The organism is Salmonella sp. SAL00672, from assembly GCF_046552175.1.
Classification (GTDB): domain Bacteria; phylum Pseudomonadota; class Gammaproteobacteria; order Enterobacterales; family Enterobacteriaceae; genus Salmonella; species Salmonella enterica.
This window is the reverse complement of record NZ_JBGDUQ010000004.1, coordinates 1-13,855: the sequence shown is the minus strand read 5'-3', so window position 1 is coordinate 13,855 and position 13,855 is coordinate 1. Positions and strand designations below refer to the sequence as shown.

The 13,855-nt window shown below is 54.0% G+C and carries 14 protein-coding genes and 1 other annotated feature; of the genes, 5 read left to right on the top strand and 9 right to left on the bottom strand.

The window, feature by feature from the left end:
* Positions 1 to 101: 101 nt before the first annotated feature.
* The gene (gene emrD / locus ACLJTG_RS12645) at positions 102 to 1,286 is read left to right on the top strand and encodes a multidrug efflux MFS transporter EmrD (protein WP_023260126.1); all 1,185 of its coding nucleotides are present in this window, start codon (positions 102 to 104) and stop codon (positions 1,284 to 1,286) included.
* Here emrD and ACLJTG_RS12640 read toward each other — a convergent pair.
* Both ACLJTG_RS12640 and dsdC read right to left on the bottom strand, forming a co-directional pair.
* Positions 1,213 to 2,298 (bottom strand): cellulase family glycosylhydrolase, encoded by a 1,086-nt coding sequence (locus ACLJTG_RS12640; protein WP_198898249.1) that lies wholly within the window; start codon positions 2,296 to 2,298, stop codon positions 1,213 to 1,215. The genes emrD and ACLJTG_RS12640 overlap by 74 nt on opposite strands.
* A gap of 63 nt (positions 2,299 to 2,361) precedes the next feature.
* Positions 2,362 to 3,285, bottom strand: a complete 924-nt coding sequence (gene dsdC, locus ACLJTG_RS12635) for a DNA-binding transcriptional regulator DsdC (RefSeq protein ID WP_001522218.1) — start codon at positions 3,283 to 3,285, stop codon at positions 2,362 to 2,364.
* Positions 3,286 to 3,510: 225 nt separating this feature from the next.
* Here dsdC and dsdX point away from each other — a divergent pair, with 225 nt between their 5' ends.
* Together dsdX and dsdA are read left to right on the top strand one after the other, a co-directional pair.
* The gene (dsdX, locus tag ACLJTG_RS12630; protein WP_000543317.1) at positions 3,511 to 4,848 is read left to right on the top strand and encodes a D-serine transporter DsdX; all 1,338 of its coding nucleotides are present in this window, start codon (positions 3,511 to 3,513) and stop codon (positions 4,846 to 4,848) included.
* A gap of 17 nt (positions 4,849 to 4,865) precedes the next feature.
* Positions 4,866 to 6,188 (top strand): D-serine ammonia-lyase, encoded by a 1,323-nt coding sequence (gene dsdA / locus ACLJTG_RS12625; protein ID WP_061375725.1) that lies wholly within the window; start codon positions 4,866 to 4,868, stop codon positions 6,186 to 6,188.
* A gap of 81 nt (positions 6,189 to 6,269) precedes the next feature.
* On the opposite strand, the gene ACLJTG_RS12620 is transcribed toward dsdA, so the two are convergent.
* From ACLJTG_RS12620 to ibpA, 6 genes are all read right to left on the bottom strand, one after another.
* On the bottom strand, positions 6,270 to 6,800 hold the full coding sequence (locus ACLJTG_RS12620) for a radical SAM protein (protein ID WP_000147838.1): 531 nt from the start codon (positions 6,798 to 6,800) through the stop codon (positions 6,270 to 6,272).
* Positions 6,797 to 7,159 (bottom strand): DUF202 domain-containing protein, encoded by a 363-nt coding sequence (locus tag ACLJTG_RS12615; protein ID WP_001113454.1) that lies wholly within the window; start codon positions 7,157 to 7,159, stop codon positions 6,797 to 6,799. The genes ACLJTG_RS12620 and ACLJTG_RS12615 overlap by 4 nt, the downstream gene beginning before the upstream one ends.
* The gene (locus tag ACLJTG_RS12610) at positions 7,149 to 7,496 is read right to left on the bottom strand and encodes a YidH family protein (RefSeq protein ID WP_000703964.1); all 348 of its coding nucleotides are present in this window, start codon (positions 7,494 to 7,496) and stop codon (positions 7,149 to 7,151) included. The genes ACLJTG_RS12615 and ACLJTG_RS12610 overlap by 11 nt, the downstream gene beginning before the upstream one ends.
* A 443-nt stretch (positions 7,497 to 7,939) precedes the next feature.
* Positions 7,940 to 9,601, bottom strand: a complete 1,662-nt coding sequence (locus ACLJTG_RS12605; RefSeq protein WP_001279793.1) for a putative transporter — start codon at positions 9,599 to 9,601, stop codon at positions 7,940 to 7,942.
* Between the two features lie 188 nt (positions 9,602 to 9,789).
* The gene (gene ibpB, locus ACLJTG_RS12600; RefSeq protein WP_001246919.1) at positions 9,790 to 10,218 is read right to left on the bottom strand and encodes a small heat shock chaperone IbpB; all 429 of its coding nucleotides are present in this window, start codon (positions 10,216 to 10,218) and stop codon (positions 9,790 to 9,792) included.
* Positions 10,219 to 10,326: 108 nt separating this feature from the next.
* A complete protein-coding gene (gene ibpA, locus ACLJTG_RS12595; protein ID WP_001532742.1) occupies positions 10,327 to 10,740 on the bottom strand; it encodes a small heat shock chaperone IbpA in 414 nt (137 codons plus the stop codon).
* Positions 10,734 to 10,807 (bottom strand) — a sequence feature (ROSE (Repression Of Heat Shock gene Expression) occurs in the 5'-region of heat shock genes and acts as an RNA thermometer to modulate expression.). (Overlaps the previous gene by 7 nt.)
* 242 nt (positions 10,808 to 11,049) lie before the next feature.
* Here ibpA and ACLJTG_RS12590 point away from each other — a divergent pair.
* Complete coding sequence (locus ACLJTG_RS12590) at positions 11,050 to 11,382, top strand: YceK/YidQ family lipoprotein (protein ID WP_001581211.1); 333 nt, start codon at positions 11,050 to 11,052, stop codon at positions 11,380 to 11,382.
* Position 11,383: 1 nt separating this feature from the next.
* Here the strand turns inward: ACLJTG_RS12590 and ACLJTG_RS12585 are convergent, their stop codons facing one another.
* The gene (locus ACLJTG_RS12585) at positions 11,384 to 12,610 is read right to left on the bottom strand and encodes a DUF3748 domain-containing protein (protein ID WP_001749295.1); all 1,227 of its coding nucleotides are present in this window, start codon (positions 12,608 to 12,610) and stop codon (positions 11,384 to 11,386) included.
* Positions 12,611 to 12,709: 99 nt separating this feature from the next.
* Here ACLJTG_RS12585 and cbrA point away from each other — a divergent pair, with 99 nt between their 5' ends.
* Positions 12,710 to 13,780, top strand: a complete 1,071-nt coding sequence (gene cbrA / locus ACLJTG_RS12580) for a colicin M resistance lipid reductase CbrA (RefSeq protein ID WP_410958995.1) — start codon at positions 12,710 to 12,712, stop codon at positions 13,778 to 13,780.
* Positions 13,781 to 13,855: the final 75 nt, after the last annotated feature.

Below are 13,855 nucleotides of genomic sequence, written 5' to 3'. Positions count from 1 at the left end.
GTCTGGCCTTCTTTTTCTGGTGTGATAGATTCCTCTCGCATTTATGGGAATGCGCAGCAAGTTATTCTTATTTTTTCTTTTTTTGAAAAGTAATCAGCGAAATGAAAAGGCAGAGAAACGTCAATTTGTTGTTGATGTTGGTGTTACTGGTGGCCGTAGGGCAGATGGCGCAAACCATTTATATTCCCGCCATCGCCGATATGGCACAAGCGCTAAACGTCCGGGAAGGCGCCGTCCAGAGCGTAATGGCTGCTTACCTCCTGACCTACGGCGTCTCGCAACTGTTTTACGGCCCGCTTTCCGACCGGGTTGGGCGCCGCCCCGTAATCCTCGTCGGCATGTCTATTTTTATGGTAGCGACCCTGTTCGCCATGACCACGCATAGTTTGACGGTGTTGATTGCCGCCAGCGCCATGCAAGGGATGGGAACCGGCGTTGGCGGAGTAATGGCGAGAACGCTCCCGCGCGATCTGTATGAAGGAACGCAACTTCGTCACGCCAATAGCCTGTTAAATATGGGGATTCTGGTCAGCCCGCTGTTAGCGCCGCTGATTGGCGGTCTGCTGGACACCCTGTGGAACTGGCGCGCGTGTTACGCTTTCCTGCTGGTGCTTTGCGCTGGCGTCACCTTCAGCATGGCGCGCTGGATGCCGGAAACCCGCCCCGCCGCCGCGCCGCGTACGCGGCTGATCGCCAGCTATAAAACGCTGTTTGGTAACGGCGCATTTAACTGTTACCTGCTGATGCTAATCGGCGGGCTGGCTGGCATTGCGGTCTTTGAAGCCTGTTCCGGCGTGCTGATGGGGGCAGTATTAGGTCTCAGCAGTATGGTGGTAAGCATTCTGTTTATTCTGCCGATTCCGGCGGCGTTCTTCGGCGCCTGGTTTGCCGGACGCCCGAATAAACGCTTCTCAGCCCTGATGTGGCAGTCAGTTATTTGCTGTCTGCTGGCAGGCCTTATGATGTGGATTCCCGGCTGGTTTGGCGTGATGAACGTCTGGACGCTACTCATCCCCGCTGCGCTGTTTTTCTTCGGCGCCGGGATGTTATTTCCACTGGCCACCAGCGGCGCGATGGAGCCGTTTCCGTTCCTCGCAGGCACCGCTGGCGCGCTGGTCGGCGGGCTGCAAAATATTGGTTCCGGCGTACTGGCGTGGCTTTCGGCAATGCTGCCGCAAACCGGTCAGGGCAGTCTGGGATTGCTGATGACCCTTATGGGATTGCTGATCCTGGCGTGCTGGCTGCCGCTGGCGTCACGGATATCGCATCAGGGGCAGACGGTTTAACGTTCCCCTCGCCCGGCTTTTTGCCGGGCGTTTCACATTCCGGCGCGATCATCGCATTGAGCAGGGGCTCCTGCACCGGACGCCACGCTCCTTCTTCGCCGTCATAAAACTGAGTGTCCGCGTTTATCGCATACGGGATATGCGCTTTTTTCAGCTCGCAGGCCATAAAACGGGCAAACGCGAACTGTGAAGCGACCGGCGTCATTTTTATCGACTCTCCCGGCGCCCATCCGCCCACCCAGCTTGCATGGCCGGTCTTATGCTGCCAGCGAACCGCGGCATTAATCCGTGCCCGAATCGCCGCTTTTTCCGCCGCCGTGCCTGACGTCCACGGATATTTACCGCCGCTTTTCAGGGGTCCCCACGGGAAGATGTGCCACTCCGCCAGTACATAGTTCTGGCTTTGCGCCGGCAGTTTAAGCGCCGACAAATCCTCTGGCGCGGCGCGCATGCGGGGGGCAACGAAAATCATCCGCTGTGGGTCAATGGCGTGAATCAGGCGGATGGTTTTGTCATATACGCGATTCAGCGACGCCATATTATGATTAAGTTTGTCGGCAGGCTCATAAATGAGATCGAACCCCAGAAGCGGGGATGTCTGACCAAAATAGCGCGCGACCACACTCCACCAGTTGATCAGCTCCTTTTCATGGCTGGCGCTGGGATCGGTTTTATACGCATCCGCCTGATAGGCAATAATGGGTATGACGCCATAGTATTCGCAGGCCTCTACCAGCTTACGCAAATGGATGAGGCGCGCTTCCGTCGGCGCGCCTGCCACACGAATACGGACATGCGTTAACCCTTTTGCCTTAAAATCCCGCACGACCAGCGGATCAAACTCGCGGATACCCCGTTCCGTTCGCGCCCAGTCAACATCCATCCCAACGCCAAGCTGCTGCGCATAGCGCGCCGCCGTCAAAGGCATCGGTTTCGCATAGACGACCGCGCTGGTCAGCATGAGAGAGGCAATAAGCGGTTTAAACACGACGCCCCCTAAAATTTTTACCACGGTGATAGCACGTATTTAGCATATTCACTCCCGGCAGGTGTAGCGACAAAGCGTAATAAATCTTCACACCTGTTCCTGCAACCAGCGAATAAATGCCTCGATTTTCGGCCACTGCCTGCCAGGCAGAGTGGTGACATAATAATGCTGATGACATTTCAGCCTCATGTCACCAAAAGGCGCAATCAGTTCGCCGCTGTCGAGACGCTTTTGCACCAGCCGTTTACGCCCCATCGCCACGCCAATGTGGTTCATCGCGGCAATCACCGCTAAATCAGAACGATCGAAGCCAATGCCGGATGAATCCGGCAAATTTACTGCAAAATGCTGCGCCCAACTGTGCCACTCATCGGTGCCCGAATCGTTACTCCACGCCTGTCTGTCGTGTAAGAGCGTACAGTGCCGCAGGTTATTCAGGTTGTCCTGCAAGGCGAAACGATGGGCGTAATCCGGGCTGCAAACGGGCAAAATTGCCTCATCCATTAAAAAATGGTGCGTGAGCTGCGCCGACGGCGCATCGTCAAAATAGATAGCCAGGTCAATGCCGGCACGCTGTAGGTTAACGTTATCGTTGCCGGTCAGCATAGTGAGAGAAATTGACGGATAGCGACGGGTAAAGTCCCCCAGCGCGGGCACCAGCCAGCACTGGGCGATAGAGGGACGTGAATACACGGTCAGCGTGCCGGACAGTTCCTGATTTTTGATATCGAGGATTTCCTGATTCAACGTATCCAGCGACGATTTCAGCGCCCAGAATACCCGTTTGCCTTCATGGGTAAGCTCCACCTTACGGTGAGAGCGGACAAATAGCTGGATTCCCAACTCGGCTTCCAGTTGATTGATACGATGGCTTACCGCACTGGGGCTTAACGACAGCTCATCTGCCGCCAGAGCAAAGGACTGGTGTCTGGCCGCGACTTCAAAAGTATAGAGTTTGGATAACTGCCAGCCGTTGAGTAAGCGGTTTCGGGTATCGCGAAGGGGTTCCATGGCAACCTCAGTCATCTTTTAATTTCCCGAAGTGTAAAAAAACACGCTGAAAAAATCCGCACATAGATGAAGCAAAATGAACCATATCGCAAAATAAAGGCAATATTAGATGGAAATCACATAGTTGATTCAATTTACATCATGTGAATGGCAAATTATATCGTTTGTCAGGAGGTGCTGTTTTTCTGTCCAATAAGAACAGATTAATCACAGGGTAGGTGAGATATGCACGCTCAAATCTGGGTAGTGAGCACGCTGCTGATCAGCATCGTGTTAATCGTATTGACCATCGTGAAGTTTAAATTCCACCCCTTCCTGGCGTTACTGCTCGCCAGTTTCTTTGTCGGCGCGATGATGGGCATGGGGCCGCTGGAGATGGTCACGGCGATAGAAAACGGAATAGGCGGTACGCTCGGTTTTCTGGCCGCCGTTATCGGTCTTGGCACCATCCTCGGCAAAATGATGGAGGTTTCCGGCGCGGCGGAACGCATCGGGCTTACGCTCCAGCGCTGCCGCTGGCTCTCTGCTGACGTGATCATGGTACTGGTGGGGCTGATTTGCGGTATCACGTTGTTCGTGGAAGTGGGCGTCGTGTTGCTCATCCCACTGGCGTTTTCTATCGCTAAAAAGACCCATACCTCGCTGCTGAAGCTGGCCATTCCGCTGTGTACCGCGCTGATGGCCGTCCATTGCGTGGTACCGCCGCATCCGGCTGCGCTGTTTGTCGCAAATAAACTGGGGGCGGATATCGGCTCGGTGATTGTCTACGGTCTGCTGGTCGGACTGATGGCATCATTGGTCGGCGGTCCGCTGTTCTTAAAGTTTCTGGGTAATCGTCTGCCGTTCAAGCCCGTACCGACAGAGTTTGCGGATCTTGAAGTGCGCGCCGAAAACACCCTGCCGTCGCTGGGCGCAACGCTGTTTACCGTTCTGCTGCCGATTGGCCTGATGCTGGTGAAAACCGTCGCTGAACTGAATATGGCGAAAGACGGCACGTTGTATACGCTGCTGGAGTTTATCGGTAATCCGATCACCGCAATGTTTATCGCTGTCTTTGTGGCGTATTACATACTCGGTCTGCGCCAGCATATGGGTATGAGCGCGCTACTTACCCACACCGAAAACGGCTTTGGCGCCATTGCGAACATCCTGCTGATTATCGGCGCGGGCGGCGCGTTCAACGCCATTCTCAAAAGTAGCGGGCTGGCGGACACGCTGGCGGTGATCCTCTCAAATATGCATATGCACCCGATTCTGCTGGCGTGGCTGGTAGCGCTGATTCTGCACGCGGCGGTCGGCTCTGCGACGGTGGCGATGATGGGCGCCACCGCGATTGTTGCGCCAATGCTGCCGCTCTATCCTGACGTCAGCCCGGAGATCATTGCGATTGCCATTGGTTCCGGCGCCATTGGCTGCACGATCGTGACCGATTCCCTGTTCTGGCTGGTCAAGCAGTATTGCGGCGCTACGCTGAATGAAACGTTTAAATACTATACGACGGCCACGTTTATCGCATCTGTCGTTGCACTGGCTGGCACATTCCTGCTTTCCTTTATCATCTGATCGTAAAGAGACGTACTATGGAAAACATACAAAAGCTCATCGCCCGGTATCCTTTGGTCGAGGATCTGGTCGCCCTCAAAGAAACCACCTGGTTTAACCCGGGCGCCACCTCTCTTGCACAAGGTCTACCGTATGTCGGCCTGACGGAGCAGGACGTAAACGCCGCCCATGACCGTCTGGCGCGCTTTGCGCCGTATCTGGCGAAAGCGTTTCCGCAAACCGCTGCCGCTGGCGGCATAATCGAATCTGACGTGGTCGCTATTCCGGCCATGCAAAAACGGCTGGAAAAAGAGTATGGGCAAACGATCGACGGTGAAATGCTGTTAAAAAAAGACAGTCACCTGGCAATATCTGGTTCCATTAAAGCGCGCGGCGGCATCTATGAGGTGCTAACGCACGCGGAAAAACTGGCGCTGGAGGCGGGTCTGTTAACCACCGACGATGACTATAGCGTGCTGCTTTCGCCGGAATTTAAACAATTCTTCAGCCAGTACAGTATCGCCGTCGGTTCAACCGGCAATCTGGGGCTATCGATCGGTATCATGAGCGCCTGCATCGGTTTTAAAGTGACGGTACATATGTCTGCCGACGCCCGCGCCTGGAAAAAAGCGAAGCTGCGTAGCCACGGCGTGACGGTCGTGGAATACGAAGATGATTACGGCGTGGCGGTTGAGCAGGGCCGAAAAGCAGCGCAATCCGATCCAAACTGTTTCTTTATCGACGATGAAAACTCTCGCACGCTATTTCTGGGCTATGCGGTAGCGGGTCAGCGTCTGAAAGCGCAATTCGCGCAACAGGGACGCGTCGTTGACGCCAGTCACCCACTGTTTGTTTATCTGCCGTGCGGCGTTGGCGGCGGCCCTGGCGGCGTCGCCTTTGGCCTGAAACTGGCGTTTGGCGACAACGTCCACTGTTTCTTTGCCGAACCGACCCATTCACCCTGCATGTTACTCGGCGTTTATACCGGTCTGCACGATGCCATCTCAGTACAAGATATCGGTATTGATAACCTGACGGCGGCTGACGGCCTGGCGGTAGGTCGTGCTTCGGGCTTTGTTGGTCGGGCAATGGAGCGTCTGCTTGACGGCCTCTATACCTTAGACGATCAAACAATGTATGACATGCTGGGCTGGCTGGCGCAGGAGGAAGGAATTCGACTGGAGCCATCAGCTCTGGCGGGGATGGCCGGACCACAGCGCATTTGCGCCGCCGTCGCGTATCAGCAAAGGCATGGATTCAGTCAGACGCAGCTCGGCAACGCGACGCATCTGGTATGGGCAACCGGGGGCGGCATGGTGCCGGAGGATGAAATGGAACAATACCTGGCGAAAGGACGCTAATACTCGCTCAGTGCCGGAAAGACGGCAGCGCCATCCGGCACGCCATCGCCTGATGGCGCTACGCTTATCAGGCCTGTGACGTTAACGCAGCATCGCCATCAACTCCTCCGGCGAGCGATGCTGCTTCAGTAAATCCCGCATCACCCGCATATGCGGCGAGGAGTAGTTAAAAAAGGTCTGGTAGCCCTCGCAAAGCTGATTTTTCCCCTGGCTATCCCGATGCTCAGGGCATCCGCCGCCGCAAAATCGTAATAAAGAACACTTCTGACATTCAGCGCTTAGCGGCGCCTTGTCCGGCGCTTCAGCGCCATTCCTGCCGCCGCACCACTGCTGTAGCGTCTCATCAAAAAGGCGAACCGAGATACGCTGAATATCTTCACGTACCCAAATATCAAATACGCTATTTAAAAACCGCCCCCAGTCTGCTGAACACAATGACTCCTCGGTCAACATTCCGTTCCGGTCATGTTCCAACAATGGGATAAAATGGACATTGCGAATGCCGAGCCGTTGTAAGTTACGGTACAGTTGCTGAGGGCGCTGGCTATTCTGGCGATTTACGACGACCTGAATCTGGTCATCACTCACGACAATGTCCTGACGTCCTGTCATATAAAATTCCCGATAAATGCAATAAGTTGGCGAATATGGGTAACAGCAAACAGGATTGCGAGCGACAACACCGCGAGGGAGATCAAAAATTTGTCACGCACGACATGAGTTTCGGAAAAATCGCTATGCGCGACATCCATCAAATTACGACTCAGGGTATAACGCCAAAGAATCACCGCCACTATCGCCAGAACGCTGATTGACACCCAGAACAAGAACCCCGCCTGATGCCAGTGGTGCCTGACGGCTAACGCCATTAACGCCCCGTATCCCAGCAGCGTGCGAAACCAGGCCAGCGACGTACGCTCCGGTTGCAGTCCCGGATCGTTCTGCCGACGGGCTTTACGACTATCCGGCATACAGTACCAGCCCCATCACTATCACCGCGACAATCATCAAAATAACGCTGATGATCAACAGGCTATGGGTATAGGGCAAATCCTCTTTCAGGCGCATCGCTTTTTCATTACGTAACCAGCGTAGATAGCCATAAATCGCCAGGCCGCCCGCAAACAGACACAACAATAGCGCCAGCAGTTCACGGATCACCGGCGTGGCAAAATCCGGGGCGAGCTGATCAAGACCGACGCCTGCCGCCAGAAATCCCAGCGAGGTGCGAATCCACGCCAGAAAGGTGCGCTCATTTGCCAGTGAGAAGCGATAATCCGGCGCTTCTCCGAGGCGGGAAATCTTCATGACGACTCCTTTTACGTTCTTATGTATTCCCGTTCGTTTTCAGAATACCACTCACGTTGTTGCTGATATGCTTCACATTATCCCGCAGCAAGGGAATCTTATTGCAAAATAACTGTAGTTCACTGGTGACGTGTTTCGGCGCAACCGCGCTCATTCCCGCTATTTTTCATTTCAGTTGCGACCTTTTTCAACGCCACCGCCAGGAAAGGCATTATTGCCGAATTAAAAGCTGAAAAACCACCCGTCGCGACGAAAAAAAAGGCGATGAAGATTGATAACTAACTGAAAAAAATTGGAATTATGCTCGTTGCCATTACGCTGATTAGCGCGTTCATTGAGGAAGAAGATAAGAAGAAGAGCAGAAGTGTGGCCGGTGCGGCGCGCGTTATCCAGCCTGGATTTAACACAGTGCATAGGCCGGATAAGCAACGCGCCATCAGGCGCTAACCCATTCCCCAAAAAATCACCGCCAGCAGTTGTGGCGTGATAATACGCAGGAACATCACTAACGGATAGACGGTCGCGTAAGAGAGCGCCGCCGCGCCGCTGGTGGCATGAAGATTGTTGGCAAATGCCAGCGCTGGCGGATCGGTCATCGAACCGGCCAGCATCCCGCATAGCGTCAGATAGTTCATTTTGGCAAAAATCCGCGCCAGCAAACCGACGGTAATCAACGGAATTGCGGTGATGAAAATACCGTAGCCAATCCAGCTTAATCCTTCGCCCTGTGTCAGCGTATCGACAAAATCGCCGCCGGATTTCAGCCCAACGACCGCCAGAAACAAAACGATGCCTAATTCACGCAGCGCGAGGTTGGCGCTCGGCGGCATAAACCAGTACAGCTTACCGATGCTGCCGATACGCCCCAAAATTAGCGCCATGATCAGCGGCCCGCCAGCCAGCCCCAGTTTTAACGCGACCGGGAATCCCGGCACAAACAACGGGATTGACCCAAGCAGAACCCCTAATCCGATGCCGATAAACACCGGCAGCATCTGCACCTGCTGGAGTTTTTGCTGCGCGTTGCCGACCACATTGGCTACCGCATCAATCGAGGCAGGACGCCCCACCAGATTGAGAATGTCGCCAAACTGCAGGCTGGCGTCGCTGCTGGCGACCAGCTCAACGCCCGCGCGGTTAAGACGGGAGATAACCACGTCATAACGCTCTTTAAAGTGCAAATCGCGGATACGTTTGCCGAGCACTTTTTCGTTGGTGACGACCACACGCTCGACACGTAAATCCGTGCCGCGCGTCGACAACGAGGTGTCCACTTCCTTACCGATCACCAGTTGCGCGTTATGCAGGTCGGTAGATTGGCCGACGAGGTGCAGCAGGTCGCCTGCCTGGATAATCGTCCCCGGCGACGGCACCATCAGCGTGTCGTCGCGTTTCAGGCGTGAGCAAATGATTTTATCGCTGTTCAGGATCGGCACATCCTGGATAGCCATATTATTGAGGTTCGGATTCTCGACACGGATATTCATTGTCTGAATTAATGAATGACCGTTAGCGAGAGAGGATTCGTGCTTCTGCGCCTCCGCCTCGACGTTAACGCGAAAAATCAGCCGCATCAGCCACATGGTGAGCAAAATACCGCAGATGCCAAACGGATACGCCATCGCATAGCTCATCCCCATCTGATCCACCAGATCCACTGGCGTTCCCAGATCGCGCAGGATTTGCTGACCCGCCCCTAACGCAGGCGTATTGGTGACTGCGCCGGAGAAAATCCCCAGCACCACCGGCAGCGGAATAGCGAAAATTTTATGCAGAATCGCGGTGACCAACCCGCCCATAATCACAATCAGAACAGCAAACAGATTGAGACGCAGCCCGGAAACGCGCAGCGAGGCGAAAAACCCCGGCCCCACCTGTATGCCGATGGTATAAACAAAAAGGATCAGGCCGAATTCCTGGATAAAGTGCAGCATATCGCCGCTCAGCGTCACCCCAGCCTGATCGACGAAGTGGCCGACGATAATACCGCCGAACAGAACGCCGCCAATACCAAAGCCGACACCGCGCACTTTAATGTTGCCGATCCATAAACCGACAACCGCCACCAACGCCAGGACGCTGACCGTCAATGCGATATCACTCATCTTTTCTTCCCTGTGAGTAACATTTCAATTTATAGGGATTATGACTGAACCGTTAAGGCATATATACAGCATGGCGCACATTCTCATGTTACAAAACCGCCCAGACGTCCTGACTTCGGCAGCGTCTTACCCTTTTTCGTGGCACAAAAAAGCCCCGCCATCTCTGGCGGGGCAAGGCAAGGAGCTTATTAGCTATTTAATGCGGAGCGTTCGTTAATGGCGATACGCTGCGGCGCAATGGTTTCCGGCTCGTTGCGGGTTAAATCAATATGCAGCAGGCCGTTGGTAAACGTCGCGCCGGAAACTTCCATATTTTCAGCCAGCGTAAAGCTCAGGCTAAAAGGCTGCATGACCAGGCCCTGATGTAACCATTTGGGCTCGTTTTCCGGCTGTTCCGGCGTGCCTTTCACCGTCAGGCGCGTGCCTTCCAGTTGAATATCCAGATCTTCCTGACGGAAACCGGCTAACGCTAAGGTAATGCGATAATGGTTATCGTCGCTTTTTTCGATGTTATAGGGCGGGAAGCTCTGGCTTTCGCCGCTGTTTTGCAGCGCATTGGCCAGCTTGTCAAAACCGATCCATTGACGCAGCAGTGGGGATAAATCGTAGTTACGCATAATCATTTCTCCTTCTAAGAAGCGAGTTTTACCTTCACACTTTACGTGCGAATATGCTCCCTGACGGCGAGCATGGGATGACAGGCCGCGCAACGCGACCCGACGGAATCAGTTAATTTCGATACGGCGCGGTTTGTTCGCTTCCGGAATCACGCGCTCCAGTTCGATATACAGCAGCCCGTTGACCAGGTTTGCGCCGCGAACGTGAATGTTCTCCGCTAACTGGAACTTACGTTCAAAGTTACGCTCGGCAATGCCCTGATACAGGTAAGTACGTTCTTTCTGCTCGTCCGCATGAGCGCCTTTTACCACCAGTAAATTATCCTGGGCAGTAATCTCCAGTTCGCTTTCCGCGAAACCGGCAACGGCAATGGCGATGCGGTAGTGGTTTTCGTCTACCAGCTCAACGTTGTACGGAGGGTAGCCGCCATTACTTTGGCTTTGGTTATTTTCAAGCAGGTTAAACAGACGATCAAAACCAATGGCAGAACGGTACAGCGGGGATAAATCAAAGTTACGCATAATCATAAACTCCTGAAATCAGCGAGAATGTCAGACCTTCCATCATGGACAGGCCAGGATTGCCAGAACACCCATCAGGCGTGCCCTTCTATTCACTACGTCTTATAAATGGGTCTGAATACGTACTTTTCAAGTATTTTAATCCGACTTTTTTTTGCAGTTTATTGGCTATTGCATAGACTGGTTGGGACAGCACTGATTGTTAAAGTGCGATTACCGCCACAGTGCCACGTACTGGTGATGTTATTTTTAGCAACGGATCGCTATAACTCATCATGCAAATAACGACAACCAACAGATGAATGAGTGATGATAAAAAACGTGTGGTTAACGCTGATAATATGGAATGGGATGCTTTTATTAAGCGGTTGTTCAAGCGTCATGTCGCACACCGGCGGTAAAGAGGGTACTTATCCTGGCACGCGCGCCAGCGCTACGATGATCGGTAACGATGAGACAAACTGGGGCACCAAATCGTTGGCTATCCTGGATATGCCGTTTACCGCCGTGATGGATACGATCCTTCTGCCGTGGGACATCTTCCGCAAAGACAGTTCGGTAAGATCGCGCGTCGAGAAAAGCGAGGAGGAGACGAAAATGACCAATGCCGTCATCCCCCCGGCGAAGATGCCTCCTCCCTGATTTATCGCCCGGTTTCCGTCACCCATAGCTGACGGAACCCTTTCACCTCTTCCATCCATGCGACGTGTCGCCCATCCGGTGAAAAAACGACGGCGTCCGCAGACGGCGGGTTGTCGTGCCTGGCGGTTAAGAAGTCGATCCTCCCACTTTGTGCGTCGCAGCAGGCAATCCGATTTTCCAGCACCAGTCCCAGCCATTTACCCGACGGATGCCAGTTAAACGCTGACTGTACGCCGGTCGCATGATGCGTTAACTGCCGGGGCTCGCCTCCCTGCGGCGATATCAGCCACAGTTGCGCTACGCCGTTATCGTCCCGCATCAAAAAGGCGATCGCCGTAGCCTGCGGATTACTGCGGACCCAGTGGCGTGGTTCGTTAGTGAGTCCAGGATAAACACGCTGGTGAGTAAAGGTAAGACGCCGCTGAACTACGCCCAACGGCGGCGATGGCATCGTTGATTCGGTTCCCGTCAGCGGCGTGTCGCCTGCCTGTTTCCAGCCGTTTTCATGACACGGTAAATCGACAATAAACAGCTCCGGGACTTTTTTGCCCGTCAGCGACAGCGTATCGCCAATAAAGGCGATCTGGCGGTTGCCCACCCAGCCCTCTTCATAGGCGCGGTTAATGTCATCGCTGCCAGGTCTCGGCGCAGGCGTCGTGCGGCTAACCAGTACGCACCAGTGGCTACCGCTGTATTCGCGCGGATGCTGAACCGGCACCGTAACCGGCCCATACGGCGCGGCCACGCCGACATTGCGCAGATCCAGCGCCGGATCTCGCTCATGCAGAACGTGGTCATTATAGGTAAAACTCACCAGCTCGCCGTTCGGGCTAAACACATGGACGTGGCTGCCGCCGCGCAGCGCGCCGGGAGTATACGGCGCAGTAATATCCATCGCATCGAGATTAGTCACGCCTCCCGGCGTTGCAATAACGCCCCGACGGTGGTGGAAATCGTAATGCCACGTCTCATCAGGGTTTTCAGGGCCATGAATAAACACATAGTGATTGTCGGCAGGATGCACCGTCACCACACCGACATGCGCGCCCTGCACAGCGCGATAAATCACCTCCACGTCGCCGGTATGCACATTGACACGCTCAATAGTCTTGCCCGTAAATGACGCGCCTGAAGGCCGCACATCAAAGACCAGCCACTGGCTGTCAGGTGTCCAGGTATTGGTGTTGGTAAGCTGGTGATGGCGCGGCGTAAAGGTGATTTGTTTCATGGGATGTCCTGATAAGAGACGATGCTCGCCATCATACTTCACACGGGCTTCACTTTCAGGCTTTAGCGTATCGCCATTTCAATAACGGCGGACAGAACGATGGAACACTTTGACATAGCGATTATCGGCTTAGGTCCGGCAGGTTCCGCGCTGGCGCGCCAGTTAAGCGGAAAGATGCGCATACTGGCGCTGGATAAAAAACGCCAGTCGGGCACCGGGGGCTTCACAAAGCCCTGCGGCGGTTTGCTGGCGCCGGATGCTCAGCGTTCCTTTATTCGTAACGGGCTCACGCTGCCGGTAGACGTTATCGCTAATCCCCAAATCTTTAGCGTTAAAACGGTGGATGTAGAAGCGGCGCTGACGCGTCACTACCAACGCAGCTATATCAACATTAACCGCCACGCCTTCGATTTATGGATGAAGTCGCTTATCCCTGATGCTGTGCAGGTCTACCACGACAGCCTGTGTCAAAAAATCTGGCGCGAGGATGATAAATGGCACGTTATTTTTCGTGCCGACGGCGGGGAACAGCAGATTACCGCCCGTTATCTGGTCGGTGCCGATGGCGCAAATTCACTGGTGCGCCGTCACCTGTATCCGAAGCATCAAATTCGTAAATATGTCGCTATTCAGCAATGGTTTACGGAGCGACATCCGGTCCCGTTTTATTCCTGTATTTTTGATAACGATGCTACCGACTGTTACTCCTGGAGTATCAGTAAAGACGGCTATTTTATCTTCGGCGGGGCCTACCCGATGAAAGACGGACAACAGCGTTTTGACGCTCTGAAACAAAAAATGGCGGACTTTCATTTTTGCTTCGGCGCACCGGTAAAAAGTGAAAAATGTACAGTCCTGTTTCCGTCACGTTGGGCGGATTTTGTCTGCGGTAAAGAAAACGCATTTTTGATCGGCGAAGCGGCAGGGTTCATCAGCGCCAGCTCGCTGGAAGGTATTAGCTATGCGCTGGATAGCGCGGAAATACTAAATCACGTACTGAAACAGAATGCAGCCGACCTCAACGCCGCCTGGTGGCGCGCCACCCGAAAACTGCGCCTCAAGCTGTATAGCAAAATCATCAAAAGCCGCTGTTTAACCGCACCGGGGGTACGAAAGCTGATTATGCACAGCAATATCGCGCATATTCCGTTAAATAATTCGTTGGGATAGCCAGGCCCGATGGCGCCACGCCACCGGGCCGTCAGGGTCTTATTTCTCCTGCGCCAGCCGGATACTGCGCTCTAT

What these genes read in the sequence shown, in the direction of transcription:
- ACLJTG_RS12615 (WP_001113454.1), bottom strand. Translation starts at nt 7,159, where the DNA reads ATGCCGGATAGTCGTAAAGCCCGTCGGCAGAACGATCCGGGACTGCAA.
- ACLJTG_RS12585 (WP_001749295.1), bottom strand. Translation starts at nt 12,610, where the DNA reads ATGAAACAAATCACCTTTACGCCGCGCCATCACCAGCTTACCAACACC.
- dsdA (WP_061375725.1), top strand. Translation starts at nt 4,866, where the DNA reads ATGGAAAACATACAAAAGCTCATCGCCCGGTATCCTTTGGTCGAGGAT.
- cbrA (WP_410958995.1), top strand. Translation starts at nt 12,710, where the DNA reads ATGGAACACTTTGACATAGCGATTATCGGCTTAGGTCCGGCAGGTTCC.
- dsdX (WP_000543317.1), top strand. Translation starts at nt 3,511, where the DNA reads ATGCACGCTCAAATCTGGGTAGTGAGCACGCTGCTGATCAGCATCGTG.
- dsdC (WP_001522218.1), bottom strand. Translation starts at nt 3,285, where the DNA reads ATGGAACCCCTTCGCGATACCCGAAACCGCTTACTCAACGGCTGGCAG.
- ACLJTG_RS12605 (WP_001279793.1), bottom strand. Translation starts at nt 9,601, where the DNA reads ATGAGTGATATCGCATTGACGGTCAGCGTCCTGGCGTTGGTGGCGGTT.
- emrD (WP_023260126.1), top strand. Translation starts at nt 102, where the DNA reads ATGAAAAGGCAGAGAAACGTCAATTTGTTGTTGATGTTGGTGTTACTG.
- ibpB (WP_001246919.1), bottom strand. Translation starts at nt 10,218, where the DNA reads ATGCGTAACTACGATTTATCCCCACTGCTGCGTCAATGGATCGGTTTT.
- ibpA (WP_001532742.1), bottom strand. Translation starts at nt 10,740, where the DNA reads ATGCGTAACTTTGATTTATCCCCGCTGTACCGTTCTGCCATTGGTTTT.
- ACLJTG_RS12610 (WP_000703964.1), bottom strand. Translation starts at nt 7,496, where the DNA reads ATGAAGATTTCCCGCCTCGGAGAAGCGCCGGATTATCGCTTCTCACTG.
- ACLJTG_RS12620 (WP_000147838.1), bottom strand. Translation starts at nt 6,800, where the DNA reads ATGACAGGACGTCAGGACATTGTCGTGAGTGATGACCAGATTCAGGTC.
- ACLJTG_RS12590 (WP_001581211.1), top strand. Translation starts at nt 11,050, where the DNA reads ATGATAAAAAACGTGTGGTTAACGCTGATAATATGGAATGGGATGCTT.